18 protein-coding genes are annotated in these 16,962 nt (G+C 63.7%); 11 read left to right on the top strand and 7 right to left on the bottom strand.

Going from position 1 to position 16,962, the window contains the following annotated elements:
• Positions 1-6 precede the first annotated feature (6 nt).
• A complete protein-coding gene (locus PspS04_RS09130; protein WP_159994717.1) occupies positions 7-1,188 on the top strand; it encodes an acetyl-CoA C-acetyltransferase in 1,182 nt (393 codons plus the stop codon).
• A gap of 333 nt (positions 1,189-1,521) precedes the next feature.
• Here PspS04_RS09130 and PspS04_RS09125 read toward each other — a convergent pair whose 3' ends face one another.
• Complete coding sequence (locus PspS04_RS09125; protein WP_159994715.1) at positions 1,522-2,397, bottom strand: LysR family transcriptional regulator; 876 nt, start codon at positions 2,395-2,397, stop codon at positions 1,522-1,524.
• A gap of 133 nt (positions 2,398-2,530) precedes the next feature.
• On the opposite strand from PspS04_RS09125, the gene PspS04_RS09120 reads away from it, so the two are divergent.
• Positions 2,531-3,424 (top strand): DMT family transporter, encoded by an 894-nt coding sequence (locus tag PspS04_RS09120; RefSeq protein WP_159994713.1) that lies wholly within the window; start codon positions 2,531-2,533, stop codon positions 3,422-3,424.
• Between the two features lie 28 nt (positions 3,425-3,452).
• Here PspS04_RS09120 and PspS04_RS09115 read toward each other — a convergent pair whose 3' ends face one another.
• Positions 3,453-3,986 (bottom strand): DUF4174 domain-containing protein, encoded by a 534-nt coding sequence (locus PspS04_RS09115; protein ID WP_095171069.1) that lies wholly within the window; start codon positions 3,984-3,986, stop codon positions 3,453-3,455.
• Between the two features lie 521 nt (positions 3,987-4,507).
• Between PspS04_RS09115 and PspS04_RS09110 the strand changes: the two genes are divergently transcribed.
• Positions 4,508-5,554 (top strand): class I SAM-dependent methyltransferase, encoded by a 1,047-nt coding sequence (locus tag PspS04_RS09110; protein WP_159994711.1) that lies wholly within the window; start codon positions 4,508-4,510, stop codon positions 5,552-5,554.
• Between the two features lie 50 nt (positions 5,555-5,604).
• On the opposite strand, the gene PspS04_RS09105 is transcribed toward PspS04_RS09110, so the two are convergent.
• Positions 5,605-6,390 carry a sulfite exporter TauE/SafE family protein gene (locus PspS04_RS09105; RefSeq protein ID WP_095170987.1) on the bottom strand — a complete coding sequence of 262 codons (786 nt, stop codon included), beginning with the start codon at positions 6,388-6,390 and terminating at the stop codon, positions 5,605-5,607.
• A 153-nt stretch (positions 6,391-6,543) separates the two neighbouring features.
• Entirely contained in the window at positions 6,544-7,281 is a 738-nt protein-coding gene (locus tag PspS04_RS09100; RefSeq protein WP_159994709.1) for a tellurite resistance TerB family protein, read from the bottom strand.
• A 194-nt stretch (positions 7,282-7,475) separates the two neighbouring features.
• Here PspS04_RS09100 and PspS04_RS09095 point away from each other — a divergent pair, with 194 nt between their 5' ends.
• The 6 genes from PspS04_RS09095 to PspS04_RS09070 all read left to right on the top strand — a co-directional run bounded on the left by PspS04_RS09095 (position 7,476) and on the right by PspS04_RS09070 (position 12,871).
• Positions 7,476-8,261 carry an ABC transporter substrate-binding protein gene (locus PspS04_RS09095; protein WP_095170990.1) on the top strand — a complete coding sequence of 262 codons (786 nt, stop codon included), beginning with the start codon at positions 7,476-7,478 and terminating at the stop codon, positions 8,259-8,261.
• 273 nt (positions 8,262-8,534) lie between these two features.
• Entirely contained in the window at positions 8,535-9,224 is a 690-nt protein-coding gene (locus PspS04_RS09090; RefSeq protein ID WP_095170992.1) for an ABC transporter permease, read from the top strand.
• 16 nt (positions 9,225-9,240) lie between these two features.
• Positions 9,241-9,936 (top strand): ABC transporter permease, encoded by a 696-nt coding sequence (locus PspS04_RS09085; RefSeq protein ID WP_159994707.1) that lies wholly within the window; start codon positions 9,241-9,243, stop codon positions 9,934-9,936.
• A gap of 9 nt (positions 9,937-9,945) precedes the next feature.
• Positions 9,946-11,058 carry a succinylglutamate desuccinylase/aspartoacylase family protein gene (locus tag PspS04_RS09080; RefSeq protein ID WP_159994705.1) on the top strand — a complete coding sequence of 371 codons (1,113 nt, stop codon included), beginning with the start codon at positions 9,946-9,948 and terminating at the stop codon, positions 11,056-11,058.
• Between the two features lie 17 nt (positions 11,059-11,075).
• Complete coding sequence (locus tag PspS04_RS09075) at positions 11,076-11,840, top strand: ABC transporter ATP-binding protein (RefSeq protein WP_159994703.1); 765 nt, start codon at positions 11,076-11,078, stop codon at positions 11,838-11,840.
• A gap of 122 nt (positions 11,841-11,962) precedes the next feature.
• Entirely contained in the window at positions 11,963-12,871 is a 909-nt protein-coding gene (locus tag PspS04_RS09070) for a MurR/RpiR family transcriptional regulator (protein WP_095170999.1), read from the top strand.
• Here the strand turns inward: PspS04_RS09070 and PspS04_RS09065 are convergent.
• Positions 12,868-13,179 (bottom strand): AzlD domain-containing protein, encoded by a 312-nt coding sequence (locus PspS04_RS09065; protein ID WP_095171071.1) that lies wholly within the window; start codon positions 13,177-13,179, stop codon positions 12,868-12,870. The two genes, PspS04_RS09070 and PspS04_RS09065, sit on opposite strands and share 4 nt — an antisense overlap.
• A complete protein-coding gene (locus PspS04_RS09060; protein ID WP_159994701.1) occupies positions 13,179-13,877 on the bottom strand; it encodes an AzlC family ABC transporter permease in 699 nt (232 codons plus the stop codon). Before PspS04_RS09060 ends, PspS04_RS09065 begins: the two co-directional genes overlap by 1 nt.
• A 185-nt stretch (positions 13,878-14,062) precedes the next feature.
• Here PspS04_RS09060 and PspS04_RS27565 point away from each other — a divergent pair, with 185 nt between their 5' ends.
• Positions 14,063-14,482, top strand: coding sequence for a hypothetical protein (locus tag PspS04_RS27565; RefSeq protein WP_178112607.1), 420 nt, complete (start codon positions 14,063-14,065; stop codon positions 14,480-14,482).
• A 14-nt stretch (positions 14,483-14,496) separates the two neighbouring features.
• Here PspS04_RS27565 and PspS04_RS09045 read toward each other — a convergent pair whose 3' ends face one another.
• Positions 14,497-16,068 carry a L,D-transpeptidase family protein gene (locus PspS04_RS09045; protein ID WP_159994699.1) on the bottom strand — a complete coding sequence of 524 codons (1,572 nt, stop codon included), beginning with the start codon at positions 16,066-16,068 and terminating at the stop codon, positions 14,497-14,499.
• 145 nt (positions 16,069-16,213) lie between these two features.
• Here PspS04_RS09045 and PspS04_RS09040 point away from each other — a divergent pair, with 145 nt between their 5' ends.
• Positions 16,214-16,927 (top strand): murein L,D-transpeptidase catalytic domain family protein, encoded by a 714-nt coding sequence (locus PspS04_RS09040; RefSeq protein ID WP_095171006.1) that lies wholly within the window; start codon positions 16,214-16,216, stop codon positions 16,925-16,927.
• The last annotated feature ends 35 nt before the right edge of the window (positions 16,928-16,962 follow it).

The raw sequence follows: 16,962 nt of genomic DNA, 5'->3' as shown, positions 1-16,962 counted from the left end.
AATACGATGCAAGAAGTCGTGATTGTCGCCGCCACCCGGACTGCCATCGGCAGCTTCCAGGGTTCGCTGGCCAGCATCCCGGCGCCGGAACTCGGTGCTGCGGTGATTCGCCAGTTGCTGGCACAGACCGGTCTGGCCGCCGACCAGGTGGATGAAGTGATCCTCGGCCAGGTCCTGACCGCAGGCTCGGGCCAGAACCCGGCGCGCCAGGCCTCGATTCTCGCCGGTCTGCCCCACGCGGTGCCGGCGCTGACCCTGAACAAAGTCTGCGGTTCGGGCCTCAAGGCCCTGCACCTGGGCGCCCAGGCGATCCGCTGCGGCGACGCCGACGTGATCATCGCCGGCGGCATGGAAAACATGAGCCTGGCGCCGTATGTGTTGCCAGCCGCCCGCACCGGCCTGCGCATGGGTCACGCGAAGATGGTCGACAGCATGATCAGCGACGGCCTGTGGGATGCGTTCAACGATTACCACATGGGTATCACCGCCGAGAACCTGGTGGACAAGTACAGCCTCAGCCGTGAGGAACAGGACGCCTTCGCCGCCGCCTCCCAGCAGAAGGCCACGGCCGCCATCGAAGCCGGGCGTTTTGCCGACGAGATCACGCCGATCCTGATTCCCCAGCGCAAAGGCGATCCGCTGACCTTCGCGGTCGATGAACAACCGCGCGCCGAGACCACCGCCGCCTCCCTGGCCAAGCTCAAGCCGGCGTTCAAGAAAGACGGTAGCGTCACCGCCGGCAACGCCTCTTCGCTCAACGACGGCGCCGCTGCCGTGCTGTTGATGAGCGCTGGAAAAGCCAAACAACTGGGCCTGCCAGTACTGGCGAAGATCGCCGCCTACGCCAATGCCGGTGTCGACCCGGCGATCATGGGCATCGGCCCGGTATCGGCCACCCGCCGCTGCCTGGACAAGGCTGGCTGGAACCTGGCGCAACTGGACCTGATCGAAGCCAACGAAGCGTTCGCCGCGCAGTCCCTGGCGGTTGGCAAAGAGCTGCAGTGGGATACGAGCAAGGTCAACGTCAACGGTGGCGCGATTGCCCTCGGCCACCCGATCGGCGCCTCGGGCTGCCGCGTGCTGGTGTCGTTGCTGCACGAGATGATCAAGCGCGACGCCAAGAAAGGCCTGGCTACCCTGTGCATCGGTGGCGGCCAAGGCGTGGCATTGGCCATCGAACGGGACTGATTCAACCCGCAACTGTAGGAGCGGGCCATTCAGCCTGACACACCGCTATCGCTGGCAAGCCAGCTCCCCCAGGTTGAGTGGGCGTACCCAAAATCTTCGAACACCCCAGAACCACTGTGGGAGCGGGCTTGCCCGCGATGGGGCCGGCCCATTCAACATCGATGGTGCCTGACATACCGCCATCGCTGGCAAGCCCGCTCCCACAGGTTGAGTGGGCGTACCCAAAATCTTCGAACACCCAGAACCACTGTGGGAGCGGGCTTGCCCGCGATGGGGCCGGCCCATTCAACATCGATGGTGCCTGACATACCGCCATCGCTGGCAAGCCCGCACCTACAAGCGGGCAGTCGCAAACTCTTCCTGCAGCATCGCGACGAACGCTTCCCGGGCCGGGTGATGCCGGGAGTGTTCGTGCCAATAGAACAGGTTGTCGATGGCCGTCAGCTCCGGGAATTCGTAGCTGGCCCAGCCGGCGCCCGGTCCGTACTGTTCGAAAATCCCCCTGGGCACCAGCGCCACGCCGGCCCCCGCACTGACGCAACCGACAATGCTGCCGTAACTGGCAATGCTGATGATCGGCAAGGCCTCCCCCTGCCCTAGCAGCCAGCGCTCCAGCGTTGCCCGGTACGGGCACCCCGAGGGCCACATGAAGATCGACTTGCCGCGCAGGTCGGCGGCCTCGCGCAACGGTCCCAGAGACGGCGACGCGATCAGCACCAGGTCTTCGCGGTACATGAGCTTGCGCTTGAGCAGTGGTCGCTCGACGTCGACCGCCACAATCACCCCGTCGAGCTTGTGCAGGAGCGTGTCCTCGAGCAACTGCGCCCAAGGCCCGGTCGTCAGCTCCAGGGCGACCGCCGGATAACGCCTATGGAATCGGGCCAACAACCTGGGCAGGCGGCCGCTGGCCGATGATTCGATCGCGCCGATGCGCAGCGGCTCGGACGGCGGCGCTCCGGGATCCACGGCACGCTTGGCTTCCTCGGACAGGGCCAGGATCTGCGCAGCGTAGGTCAGGAAGATTTCACCGGCCGGGCTGATCTGCAACCCCCGCCCCGCCCGGTAAAACAGCTCGACGCCCAGTTCGCTTTCCAGCGACTTGAGGCGCGCGGTGATGTTCGAGGGCACGCAATGCAGCACCTGCGCAGCACGGGCAATGCTGCCGGTCTCGAAAACCGTCTTGAACATGCGAATCTGCGCCAGCTCCATACATCACCAGAAGTGAACATTCACCTCATGTTAAGTCAGTTGTAGTGAATAGGTAAGGCTCCAATACTCAAGGGGCAGAAGCCGTCACCTCGTCGCGGTCTTCGTTGCGCACCTGACCTGGCAGGCCGACCTGATGCCCACTCGTTCAACCCTGAAGATTCTCCTGGCCGTGCTGTTTGTGATCGTCTGCTGGGGTTACTCGCCGACCGGCATCCGCATCGGCCTGACCGCCTATGAACCCGGACACCTGGCGTTGTTGCGGTTCCTCGTGGCCTCGTTGTTGATGGCGTTGATCGCAGCCTGCAAGGGCATCGAGCTACCGCGCCTGCGCGACCTGCCACTGTTGCTCATGCTGGGATTGTTTGCCGTGAGCCTGCACCACATTGCGCTGAATTTCGGTCAACGCGGGGTCAGTGCCGGCGCCGCCAGCGTGCTGGCGCAGTCAACTCCGCTGTTCAGCGCGCTGCTGGCACATTTCATCTTCAACGACCGCGTCAGCGCCTGGCGTTGGGGATGTGTGGTGCTGGGGATGTGTGGCGCCGGCATCGTGGTCGCCGGTGATCGCGGCCTGGGCAGCATCGACCCCCACGGCCTGTTGATCCTGCTGGCCGCGCTGTCCTGGAGCCTGTACTTCGCCCTGCACAAACGCCATTGCCAGCGTTACAGCGGCCTGACCATGGTCTGCTACACGGTATGGTCCGGCACCCTGCTGTTGATGGTGTTCCTTCCGGGCCTGGGCGCTGCGGTGGCCAGGGCACCGGCGCAGGTTCACCTGGCGGTGACGATTCTCGGGGTGTTCCCCAGCGCCCTGGCCTATCTGGCCTGGGCCTTTGTCTTGCGCCAGGTCGAGGCCAGCCGCGCCGCCATGGCGCTGTACCTGACACCTCCCACCGCCATGTTGATTGCCGCCGCCCTGCTGGGAGAACGGCCGGGATTGATGGTGATGGTGGGAGCGCTGGTGGTGTTGATCAGCGTGCTGGCGATGAACCTGGAGCAGCGGTGGGGGGTGGCCTGGTCAAGTCGATGACCTATGCAGGAGCACCCCCGCTCGAGTTTCAATCATCCAGCGGCTGTGGTGGTTTCGCCGGCTTGGCAGGCTTGGCGGCCTTGGTGCCTTTGGCTGGCGTTTCGGCGACCGCAGGTGCCGGTGGTGCCGCTTCTTTCTCGGCGGCAGGCAACTGGTCGACGGTCTCGAACAGCGCCTTGGCGTCTATCGGGCCCAGGTGTTCGAGTTTCTTCTCGCCGTCCTTGCCCACCAGAATGACCTTGGTCTCACCGCTGACCCCCAGTTTCAGTTCGCGAATCAACGCCATGGTGGTTTGCGCATCCAGGTCCTTGCCATCGCGCTGGCCCATCAACTGGACCACGGTGTAGAGCACCATGCTGCGGTCCTGGAAGGCTTTTTTGGTGGCCGGGTCGTCGAGGGATTTTTTCAGGTTGACCAGCGTTGGGTCGATGCTGCTGGGGGCGATGACAATCAGCGGCCGGCTCTTGCCGCGTTCCTGGGCCAGAGGCGTGTCGTTGTCGGCAGCGAACAAGGGGCCCGCGACAGCCAGCAAAGTAGCGAGGGTCAGTGACCGAATGAGCATGCGCATCTCCTTTTGATTTTCACGCTTATGATTGCGCATCAAGGCGAAAGATCCAGTTTTGATGTGGGAAATTTCTATCGCCATGTTGCCAAGCTTAGGTCAGCAGGGTTAATCCGCCACTGGCCGCCAACCTCAAAGAAACGGGCATAGCGTGCAAAGCGCCAGGCAAGACCAACGGCCAGGCGCATCCATACAACGCGTACTACACTGTTAGTGTTCCCAATAGGGGGACGTAGCCAAATCCGCGTCCGTCAGCAGCGTGCCTGCCCATTACCACGCTCATGACGCTGGAACCAATGGCCACTTCGTAAGCGTCCTGTGGGGCCCTGCCCCACAGCGACAACTCTGCAGGACGACGACTTCGCGTCCAACACGCCCGGACATGGTCTATGCCCGGGCATTCGCGTGGCAGGCAGTTCGCCCACGGTCGTCCCGATCATCCATCCGACCATCGCCTGACAGGCTGCTGTCGCTGCATGGTGTGCCTGGTTCAGCGGTGGCCTTTTTCAGGAGGCGCGGTTATGGACGAAGGCAAACTGCAGGACTTCATGGGCAAGCTGGTGACCGACATGGGCGGTGCCGCGATGCTCGCCAATGTGATCGTCGGCGAAGAGCTGGGCCTGTATCGCGCCATGGCGGACAGCCTGCCGGTGACCCCCGAGGCACTGTCCACCAAGACCGGCTGCAATGCTCGGTTGCTGCGTGAATGGCTCAGCGCCCATGCGGCATCAGGCTACATGGAGCATGCCGACGGGCAGTTCCGCCTACCGGAAGAACAGGCCATGGCGCTCGCCCACGAGGACTCCCCGGTGTATGTCGCAGGTGGTGCCGGGGTAATAGCCGCCCTGTACCACGACAAGGACAAACTGCTGGCGGCCATGCGCGGCGACGGTGCATTGGCCTGGGGCGATCACCACCCATGCATGTTCAGTGGCACCGAACGCTTCTTCCGACCCGGCTACCGCGCCCACCTGGTGGATGAATGGCTGCCCGCCCTGGAAGGCGTGGTCGACAAGCTCAAAGCCGGCGCCAAGGTGGCGGATATCGGTTGCGGCCACGGGGCTTCCACTGTGGTCATGGCCAAGGCCTTCCCGGCCTCGACCTTTGTTGGCTTCGACTACCACGCCCCCTCCATCGCCACCGCCAACCAACGCGCCGAAGAAGGCGGCGTGGCCGACCGCGCGCAGTTCATCCAGGGCACCGCCAAAAACTACCCGGGCCACGACTACGACCTGGTCTGCTATTTCGACTGCCTGCACGACATGGGCGACCCGGTGGGCGCAGCCAAGCATGCCTATCGATCGCTCAAGGCCGATGGCAGCGTGCTGTTGGTGGAGCCTTACGCCAGCGATCAACTGGACCAGAACAGCACCCCGGTAGGTCGCTTGTTCTACGCCGCCTCGACCTTCATCTGCACGCCCAACTCGCTGTCCCAGGAAGTGGGCCTGGGGCTGGGGGCGCAAGCGGGTGAGGCACGGTTGCGGGACGTGTTCAGCGAAGCCGGGTTCAAACACTTCCGCCGCGCGGCGGAAACCCCGTTCAACCTGATTCTGGAGGCGCGCAAGTAACTGGAGAATGGCCAGGCACTGCGGCAACAGTGCCCGGCCAGCGCCCTGAGTCAGAACGCCAGCTTGTAGCCGATGAACACCAGCATGGCCGCCAGGCACGGACGCAGCACGCCGTCGGAGACTTTGCCGGTCAGGTGACTGCCGATGTAGATCCCCGGCAGCGACCCCATCAGCAGGAACCCCAGCAGGTGCCAGTCCATGTTGCCCATGCTCGCGTGGCCAAGGCCGGCGACCAGGGTCAAGGGCACGGCGTGGGCGATTTCGGTACCCACCAAACGTTTGGTGGCCAGGAACGGGTACAGCAGGAATAGCGCCACAGTGCCCAGGGCACCGGCGCCAATGGACGTCAGCGCCACCATCACCCCGAGCAACGCCCCGGTGCCGATGGTCAGCAGATTGAGTTTGCGCTCGCTCAGGTGATAGTGATCGCCCGCGTGTTTATGGGCGAAGGCCAGCAACTGCTTCTTGAAGAAAATCGCCAGCGCGGTCAGCAACAGCACAAAACCCAGGGCCTGCTTGATGATCGCGTTGGTCGCCTGGGCGTCGTTGTTGAAGAAGGTGAGAAACAGCAGGGTCAGGGCCACGGCCGGCACACTGCCTGCGGTCAGCCAGCCGGTGATTTTCCAGTCGATGTTCTTGTTCTTCTGATGAACCAGCACCCCACCGGACTTGGTGATCGCCGCGTACAGCAGGTCGGTGCCGACGGCGGTGGCCGGGTTGATACCGAACCACAGCAGAATCGGGGTCATCAACGAGCCGCCACCGATACCGGTCATACCGACAATAAATCCGACAACCAAGCCTGCAACTACAAAACCCAAATTACCGAAATCCATTGCCATACCTTACAGAACCAGCGTGACGAGCAAAAACTGGCAGGCAGCATAGCGATTTTTCTTATAACCACTTATATCAATGTGATCTGACTTTATAACCACGCGTGCAGCCCCCCTGCCTCAATCCCGGCCGCTCCTACAGGGGGCTTGTGTTCAGGCGCCAGCCTGCTTCTCCAGTTGCACCTGCAATTGCGGATCGAGCTTCAACGCTGCGGCCAACTCGTCGAGGTAGGCGCGCTCGGCATCCTGCTGGTGATCGACCAGCATCACGCTGGCCAGGTACATTTCCGCGGCGATGGCCGGGTCGGCGGCCGATTGCGCGACGTCATTGGCGTCCAGCGGTTTGGCGACTTCGTCATCGAGCCACTGTTGCAGGTCGGGGTCGTCGGTGTGCCGGCCGATCTCGGTGCTGATCATCTGTTTCTCGTTGTCGTCAATACGCCCGTCAGCCTTGGCGGCGGCGATCAGTGCCCGCAACACGGCATGGCTATGGGCTTCGATTTGCGGGCCGGCAAGCAACTGGTCAACAGTCTGCGGCACCTGTTGCGGGGCTGAAGCCTGGCTGCGTTGCCAGGCTTGATAGGCCTGGAACGCCATCATCCCCAGGGACGCCAGCGCGGCATAATTGGTGCCACTGGAGCGACCCTGAGTCGTACCGCCGCCGCTCCCCGCGCCACCCAGCAATCCTCCGAGCCCGCCCAGCAGGCCACCCAAACCACCGAGGCCGCCGGCACCAGCAGCGGCGCCACCACCACCGGCGCCCAACAGACCACCCAGCAACCCGCCCAAGTCACCCAGGCCGCCTTGCCCACCCGCGGCACCACCGCCCTGTTGGCCCTGCGCGCCCTGGCCGGCGCGCAGTAATTGTTCAAGCAGATCGCTGGTATTCATGGCAGTGCCCTCTTCGATGGCAGGAGTTCAGTCAGGCAACTCTAGCCCCGCACAGCCATTGCGCCATGACCGTCTGGCTGACATAAAGCGCCAAACTGATATTTTTATTTTCATTGTATTGATTAATGAATTATTTCATGTCAATCATAGACCCATAAGAAGGGCATCCGCCCCCTACTCACGGAGTCAACACGATGAACACGACCGGACTTCTGGCTGCTCTGGCCTTCTGTGCCGCCAGCACCCTCGCCCACGCCGACGACAGCACCTTGCGCATTGGCATCGAAGCCGCCTACCCGCCGTTTTCCTTCAAGACCCCAGAAGGTGAGATCAGCGGATTCGACTATGACGTCGGCAATGCGCTGTGTGATGAGATGAAGATCAAGTGCCAGTGGGTGGTCCTGGCCTTCGACGGGATGATCCCGTCGCTCAAGGTGCGCAAGGTCGATGCGATTCTGTCATCGATGTCGATCACCCCCGATCGTCTGAAGTCCGTCGACTTCACCAAGAAGTACTACCACACCCCCGGCAAGCTCGCGATGAAGGACGACGTGGTAATCAACGACCCGTTGCTGGATCTCAAGGGCAAGAAGGTCGGTGTACAGCGCGCCTCGACCTACGACCGCTACGCCACCGAGCAACTGGCCCCGGCCGGGGTCGAGGTGGTGCGCTACTCCTCGCAAAGCGAAGCCTCGCTGGACCTGGCATCAGGTCGCCTGGACGCGACCCTGGCGGACATCGTCAACACCGACGAAGCCTTTATCAAGACCCCGGCCGGCAAGGGTTTTGCCCTGGTGGGCCCGGACATCAACGACCCCAAGTACTTCGGCCGGGGTGCCGGGATTGCCTTGCGCAAAGGTGACACGGCCAACGCCGAGCGCCTGAACGCCGCGATCGACACCCTGCGCACCAACGGCAAATACCAGCAGATCATGGGCAAGTACTTCGCCTATGACATCTACGGTTCGACTGCTGAGTAAAGGTGGGTAAAGCAACTGCAGAGTTGCTTGCATGGGCGTCATCGCGGGCAAGCCCGCTCCCACCGGGGCATGGGTGGAATACAGATGTGAGTTCGCCCCCGATCCACTGTGGGAGCGGGCTCGCCCGCGATGGCGGTGGGCCTGCCGACATCGATGTTGAAGGTGCCAGCCTCATCGCGGGCAAGCCCGCTCCCACAGGTTTCACCCCTTGTCTGATCGTCATCAACCCCTGTCGTCCCGCACGCCCAACGCGTGTCGGGTGAGGATTTCATCATGTTGCACGGCTACGGATCGAGCATTCTCGATGGCGCCTGGCTTTCGATCAACCTGGCCCTGAGTGCCATGGCGCTGGCCATTACCCTGGGCCTGCTCGGCGCGGCGTTTCGCCTGTCGCCGGTCAAGTGGCTGGCGAATCTGGGCGAGGCCTACACCACGGTGATTCGTGGCATCCCCGACCTGGTACTGATCCTGCTGATTTTCTACGGCGGCCAGGACCTGGTGAACCGTATTGCCCAAGGCGTTGGCTACGAGCAGTACATCGACATCAACCCGTTTGTCGCGGGGGTCTGCACCATGGGGTTCATCTTCGGTGCCTACCTGTCGGAAACCTTTCGCGGCGCCTTCATGGCCATTCCCGCGGGCCAGGGCGAAGCCGGCCGGGCCTATGGCCTGAGCGGCTGGCAGGTGTTCTGGCGGATCCTGGTGCCACAGATGATCCGCTTCGCCATTCCCGGTTTCACCAACAACTGGCTGGTGCTGACCAAGTCCACCGCGCTGATTTCGGTGATCGGCCTGCAAGACATGATGTTCAAGGCCAAGAACGCCGCCGATGCGACCCATGAACCCTTCACGTTTTACCTCGCGGTTGCGGCGCTGTACCTGGTGATCACCAGTGTCTCGCTGGTGCTGCTGCGCACCCTGGAAAAACGTTATTCGGTCGGCATCAAAGCCGCCGACCTGTGACCGGGAGACCCTGACCATGCTCGACTACACCTTGATCTGGGACAGCCTGCCGCTGTACTTCGGCGGCGCCCTGCTGACCCTCAAGCTGCTGCTGATTTCCCTGGCCCTGGGCCTGGTGCTGGCGGTGCCCCTGGCCCTGATGCGCGTGTCCCGGGCGCCCTGGCTCAACGCACCGGCCTGGCTCTACACCTACATCATCCGGGGCACCCCGATGCTGGTGCAGTTGTTCCTGATCTACTACGGACTGGCGCAATTCGAGGCGGTGCGTCACAGCGTGCTCTGGCCGTACCTGTCCAGCGCGACCTTCTGTGCCTGCCTGGCCTTCGCCCTCAACACCAGTGCCTACAGCGCCGAACTGCTGGCGGGCAGTCTGAGGTCGACCCCCGGCGGCGAGATCGAAGCCGCCAAGGCCATGGGCATGTCGCGCCTGACCCTGTACCGACGCATCCTGCTGCCCTCGGCGCTGCGCCGGGTACTGCCGCAGTACAGCAACGAAGTGTTGATGATGCTGCAAACCACCAGCCTGGCCTCCATCGTCACCCTGGTGGATATCACCGGCGCGGCGCGCACGGTCAGTTCGCGCTACTACATGCCGTTCGAAGCCTTCATCACCGCCGCCCTGATGTACCTGGCCCTGACGTTCATCCTCGTGCGCCTGTTCAAGCTCGCCGAGCGCCACTGGCTGGCGCACCTGGCCCCACGTAAACACTAAGGAATTGCCATGCAGCACATTCAACACGTCCTGCCCTGGAGCGCCAGCGGCACGCAACGCACCCTCTCGGTATTCCGCTTCGGCAGCGGCCCGCGCAAGGCTTATATCCAGGCGTCCCTGCACGCCGACGAACTGCCCGGCATGCGTGTGGCGGTCGAACTCAAGCGCCGGCTGCGCGAGCTCGAAGCACAAGGCCGCCTGAATGGGGTCATCGAACTGGTGCCGATGGCCAATCCGATTGGCATCGGACAGATGTTCCAGGCCACCCACCAGGGGCGCTTCGAATTCAACAGCGGCAAGAATTTCAACCGCGACTTCCCGGCACTCGCCGATGCGGTGGCCGAACGGGTCGCCGGCCAACTGGGCAGCGATGCCGAGAGCAACGTGGGATTGATTCGCGAGGCCATGGTCCAAGCACTCAATCAACAGCCGGGCGCCGCGTCGGAACTCGACGGCCTGCGCGTGCTGCTGATGCAACACGCCTGCACCGCCGACGTGGTGCTGGACCTGCACTGCGACTTCGAGTCGATCATGCTGCTCTACGCCCTGCCCCAGAACTGGCCACGGGTACGCTCGCTGGCCGCGCGCCTGGCGGCCGGCGCGGTGCTGCTGGCCGAGGACGCTGGCGGCAATGCCTTCGATGAAGCCTGCGCGGTGCCATGGCTGCACCTGGCCGAACGTTTCCCGCAGGCCAACATTCCCCTGGCCTGTGTGGCAACCACTGTGGAACTGCGAGGCATGCTCGACACCGAGGGCGATACCTGCGCGCTGGATGCCGAACAGATCCTCGGCTACCTGGCCGAAGTCGGCCTGATCAGCGGTGACTGGCCAGCCGCGCCGGCCGAATGCTGTGAAGCGACGCCCTTTGCCGGAGCCCAATACGCCTATGCCCCGCACCCCGGCGTGGTGAGTTTCCTGCAACCGGTGGGCGCCCGCGTCAAGGTCGGCGACCCGTTGTTCGAAGTGCTCGACCCCCTGACCGACCGCCACAGCGTGGTCACCGCCAGCACCGATGGCATCCTCTACGCCCGCGAACGCCTGCGTTTTGCCCAGCCCGGGTTGTGGCTGGCCAAGGTCGCAGGCAGCACTCCCATTCGCCAGGGTCGCTTGCTCAGCGACTGACTCCCGAGACCAAGACCATGAACACACTGGAAATTCGCGACCTGCACAAATCCTATGGCAGCGTCGAAGTACTCAAGGGCGTTTCACTCCAGGCCCGGGCCGGCGATGTGATCAGCATCATCGGCTCCAGCGGCTCGGGCAAAAGCACCTTCCTGCGTTGCATCAACCTGCTGGAGCAACCCAACGCCGGCGAGATCGTGCTCAACGGCGAACCGCTCAAGCTGCTGGCCAACAAGACCGGCGGGCTCAAGGCTGCCGACCCCAGGCAGTTGCAGCGCATGCGCTCGCGCCTGGCCATGGTGTTCCAGCACTTCAACCTGTGGTCGCACATGAGCGCCCTGGAAAACGTCATGGAGGCCCCGGTGCATGTGCTGGGGATGGACAAGAAGGCGACGCGGGAAAAGGCCGAGCACTACCTGGATAAAGTCGGCGTCTCCCATCGCAGGGGCGCCTACCCGGCCCATATGTCCGGGGGCGAGCAGCAGCGTGTGGCGATCGCCCGGGCGCTGGCCATGGAGCCTGAGGTGATGCTGTTCGATGAGCCGACTTCGGCCCTCGACCCGGAACTGGTGGGCGAAGTGCTCAAGGTCATGCAGGACCTGGCCCTGGAGGGCCGGACCATGGTGGTGGTGACCCACGAAATGGGCTTTGCCCGGGAAGTGTCGAACCAGTTGGTGTTCCTGCACAAAGGCGTGGTCGAGGAACGGGGCGTGCCTCGTGACGTGCTCGCCAACCCCCAGTCCGAACGCCTGCAACAGTTCCTGGCCGGCAGTTTGAAGTAATGCGCTGATCGGTGCCGGCCGTCGCGAACGCAGTGCCGATGCGCTTCGGCTACACTGGCGCCCACTTATGTCGAGGGGGCGCTGTCGACCCCTTGAACCCTTTGGTAGATGGCGAGCCGGTTATGTCTGATTCCCCGAAAAACACCACGGTCTATGCCTCCCCGGTGATGCGCAAGCTGGCGCAGATCCTCGCGGACCTGCCGCCTTCACTGCGCAAGGTCGCCGACTTCATCCTGCGCCACCCGCTCAAGGCCGCGACCCTGACCATCGAGGAAATGGCCGCCGAGACCGCCACCTCCCCCGCGGCGGTCAATCGCCTGGCCAAGGCCCTGGACGTCGGAGGCTACAGCGGCATGAAGGCCGAGCTGGTGACCACCTTGCAGCAGATGGTCTCGCCCGTGGACAAGCTGCGCAACGAACTGGCACAACGTCCCGGTGGCGCGTTCGGCCTGCACGAGCAGATCCAGAGCGCCACCAGCAACCTCGATACCGCCGGTAGCAACAATCACCCCGACACTTTCGAGGCCGTGGTCACGTGCCTGATCCAGGCGCGCAAGATCTACATCCTCGGTTTTGGCAACAGCGTCTACCTGGCTGGCCTGGCCGCCTCGACACTGATGCCGTTCTGCGCCGACGCCACGGCCATCAGCATGGAAGGCGGCAACGAAAACGCCGCCTACCGCCTGGCCGCCATCACCCGGGACGACGTGCTGCTGGCGATCTCCCTGCCCCGCTACTCCCTGGACACCCTGCAACTGTCGCGCTTTGCCCACGAGCGAGGCGCTACGGTGCTGGCGATCACCGACTCCCCGGCCTCACCCCTGACCCACGTCGCCCGGCACGTGCTGTTCGCCCCGGCCGATCATCCGGTGTTGACCAGCTCCTACATCGCCGTGCTGGCGCTGATCGAAGGGCTGGTCGCCGGGGTCATGGCACGCAACAAGGAAGCGGTGAAATTGGCCACTGAACTCACCGAAAGCGTGATGAGCTACCTGCACATCCCCGGCAGCAGCAAACCTGGCAAGCCTTAGAGCCACCAGCGCAGCAGGAAAAAGAACGCCATGCTCAACAGCATGCTGATCAGCGTGCTGCGGGTGTAGAGCACCAGGCCGATGGCGACGAGCGAGCTGAGCAGGTAGGGGTTGTCCCACTGCAGGTTCAGTTGCTGCTCGGGCATGAACACGATCGGCCCGCAGATCGCGGTCAGCATGCCGGGCACGGCAAAGCCGAGGAACTGGCGCGCGTTGCTGCTCAGGCGCACCGGCAGACGGGGTTCGAGGAACAGGTAGCGGTTGAGAAACACCAGCAGGCCCATGCCGAATATGACTGCCCAGACCATCATGTGCGTGCTCCCTGGAACTTGTTGCAGACAAAACCGGCGGTCATCCCCAGCAACCCGGCCAGCACCAGCGCCGAGCCCACTTGCCAGTAGGCGAACAGCACCGAGCAGAACAGCGAGACCGCCACGCAGACCACGGTGGGAATATTGCGCACCACCGGGGTGATCAAGGCGATGAAGGTGGCGGCGATGGAGAAGTCCAGCCCCAGGTGTTCAAGCCCCGGGATGCTGCTGCCCAGCACGATGCCGGCCAGGGTGAACAGGTTCCAGGCGATATAAAACGTCAGCCCCACCCCCAGCGCGTACCAGCGATTGAACTGCTGGCGGTCGAACTGACTGGTGAGGGCGAACAACTCATCGGTCAGCAGAAAACCCAGGCCAACCCGCCAGCGCGCCGGTAAAGGTGACACCACCGGGCGCAGGCTCATGCCGTACAGCAGGTGTTGCGAGGTCAGCAGCAAGGTGGTCAGCAGAATCGAGAAAATCCCCGCACCGCCCTTGAGCATGCCGATCGCCACCAGTTGCGCGGCGCCGGCAAAGACAATGCTCGACAGGCCCTGGCCCTGCAGGGGCGTGAGGTTGGCTTCGATGGCCATGGAGCCGGCCAGCAGCCCCCACGGCGCCGTCGCCAGGGACAACGGCATCACGGCCGCGGCACCGCGCAGGAAGGCACTGCGCGGCAGGAGAGTGTCAGACATAGTGCTCTACAACAAAAAGAGGGGATCTGAATGTGCCAGCCAAACGCCGGGCTGTCTTGAACAATCTTGCGCAATTCGCGGCAAGCCCCGCTCACGCCATCGCGGGCAAGCCTTGCCCCTACGGTCCTCGGGGCGCTGCATGCCATATGGACACAAAGGACTCTGTGGGAGCGAGCTTGCTCGCGATGGACGTCAACGATTACGCGAAAATCCAGGACGAGCGCGGTGTGCTCGAGACCATCGCGGGCAAGCCCGCTCCCACAAGCATCCGGGATAAACCTGGCACTCGGCAGGAGCAAATACGGACGCCGCAGAAGCTCGGCAAGCCCCGCCCCTACGGTCCTCGGGGTGCCGCATGCCATATGGACACAAAGGACTCTGTGGGAGCGAGCTTGCTCGCGATGGATGTCAACGATTACGCGAAAATCCAGGACGAGCGCGGTGTGCTCGAGACCATCGCGGGCAAGCCCGCTCCCACAAGCATCCGGGATAAACGCGGCACTCGGCAGGAACAAATACGGACGCCGCAGAAGCTCGGCAAGCCTTGCTCCTACGGTCCTCGGGGCGCTGCAACCATGGGGACAGCCAGGACTTTGTGGGGTTAATGTCCCTGGGTTGTCTACAGGGTCACGCCCAGCGCGTTCAACAGCACCGGGTCGCGGCTGTAGATGTCCGGGGCGTACAACAGACGGCCGTGGCTGTCGGCCTGTACTGTCCAGTACGTCAGCAGGATCGGCACCGGTGTCGTCAGCCTGAACTCATGCGTCAGCCCGGTGGCCAGCAATTCGTTGGTGCGCAAGCGCTCCGCCGGGCTGAGCAGCATGTCGCGTAACTGCAAGGCATGCTCGACCCGCACGCAACCTGAACTGAACGCCCGCGGGCCCTTCTCGAACAAGGCCTGGCTTGGGGTGTCGTGCAGGTACACCGAGAACGGATTGGGGAAACGCACCGCCATCTGCCCCAGGGGGTTTCGCGGGCCGGCGCTCTGGCGCAGGAGGATATTGCCCGGGTTGTCCCAGTCGATCTCGTCCACCGCCAGGGGATTGCCGTTGCGGTCCAGCACCTGCAGGTTCTGACGGCTGAGGAACGACTGGTCGCGGCGGATCTGCGGCAACTTGTCCTCGCGCATGATGGTCGGCGGTACGGTCCAGGTCGGGTTCAGGGTCAGCCGCGTGACCCGGGATTTCAACAACGGGGTTTGCCGTTCGGCGCGGCCGACCTGGGTGCGTGTCTGCCACACCGGCACCCCGCCCTGGAACAGGGTCAACTGGGCCGCGGCAATGTTCACCAGCAGGCTGTCGGGTTCCATGTCCTGCGCCAGCCAGCGAAAACGTTCGAGGTTGATCCGCAGTTGCTCACGGCGCAGTGCCGGGCTGATGTTGAGCTCCGCCAGGGTGCCGGCGCCGATGACCCCATCGGCTTGCAGCGAGTGGTCGAGCTGGAAGTTTTTCACCGCGCTGGCCAACTGCGCGCTGTAGTCGCTGCCGACATGGGCCGGCACGCTGGGCAGGTAGCCCTCGCTGACCAGGCGCTGGGCCAACCCGGGGACTCTGGGGTCCTGCATGCCCGGGCGCAACAAGCCGCCCGCGGGCAATTGCGGCCAGTGCGGTAACGGCTGTTGACGCTGCGCCGCGTACACCAGGCGCAAGCTGCGGTACTGCTCAAGTGACGGGCGTGCGGCCTCGAAGGCGGCACCCAGGTCATGCACGCCGGGGCCAGCAATCGCCAGCAACTGGGCCGTGCGATCATCCGCGGGCGGCTGCGCATGCCACAGTGGCTCGAAGCGGCTTTGCTGCAGGCGCCCGTAATGCAACTCACGCAGGGCCTGCAGGTAACGCAGGCTGATGCCGATGTCGGTGCACAACAGGCCACCGACCGCATCCGCCGGCGGCAGGCTGTAGCGATTGGGGTCCAGGCCATCATCGACCAGCAACTGGAACTGCGCCAGCAAGGCCGCGACCCGGGCCTCGTCGGTCCACACCGGCAGATAGTCGTGCTGCTGGTAGAAGGCCTGCAACAATGCCTGCGCCGAGGCGTCCGGGCGCAGCTTCAGGCCCGGGCAATCCACCGGCACCTGGGTCACGGCCAATTGCATCGGCCCGGGGTGGTCTGCCAACTCGTTCTGGGCAGTCGCGACCAATGGCACAGCGAGCAGGCAAAGGCTCAAGTAAGATGCGTGCTTTTTGAACAACTGCTTTACTCCAATCCATGGCCGTCACGATTTGACGGTCGACCTCTGCAGCAGGTGCGGCAAGCAATCAGGCGAGCCCAACATGGGCCGCCAGGGGCACGACAGGAAGTCGGGAGCCAACAATAGCATTGAGGACTCTCTTCGCATGTTTACCCTTTTGCGCCGGCTTGGCCTGGCACTGATCACCCTGGGCGCCATCTGTACTCCGGCGTTCGCCGCCAATACCTCACAACAGGCGTTATACAACAGCCTCGCCCACGCCGCCCCGGAACTCAATCCCCAAGCACTAAAAAGCGCCCTGAGCGCCATGCAATGTGCGGTCAGCAGCGGTGCCCAGCGCGCCGAGCACCTGGCAGTGATCGACTATTCCCAGCCTTCGACCGCGCGCCGCCTGTGGATATTCGACCTGCGCAAAAAATCCCTGGTGCTGCGCGACCTGGTGGCCCATGGGCAAATGTCCGGGGAAAACTTCGCCACCCAATTCTCCAATCGCATGGGCAGCTACCAGTCGAGCCTGGGCCTGTTCCGCACCCAGGAAAGCTATCAGGGCGCCCACGGTTATTCGTTGCGCATGGACGGCCTGGAGCCGGGCTTCAACGACCTGGCCCGCGATCGCGCGATCGTGATCCATGCCGCCGATTACGTGAACCCATTGTGGAGTGAGCGTCAGGGCCGGATCGGCCGCAGCCAGGGTTGCCCGGCGGTACGCCCGCAGGTGGCGCGCCAGGTGATCGATAAACTCAAGGATGGCCAGTTCATGTTTTCCTGGTACCCGGACCAGCGCTGGCTGAAGTCCTCGCCCTACCTCAACTGCCAGCCGCGCCAGGTGGCCAGTATCCTGAGTGCCAACAAGGGGTAACGGGTCACCGCCAGGACAAGCAAAAGCACGCGCAT

The sequence above is a fragment of the Pseudomonas sp. S04 genome, from assembly GCF_009834545.1.
GTDB lineage: Bacteria > Pseudomonadota > Gammaproteobacteria > Pseudomonadales > Pseudomonadaceae > Aquipseudomonas.
Note: the sequence above shows the minus strand (reverse complement) of the source record. Positions and strands in the feature narration are given on the sequence as shown.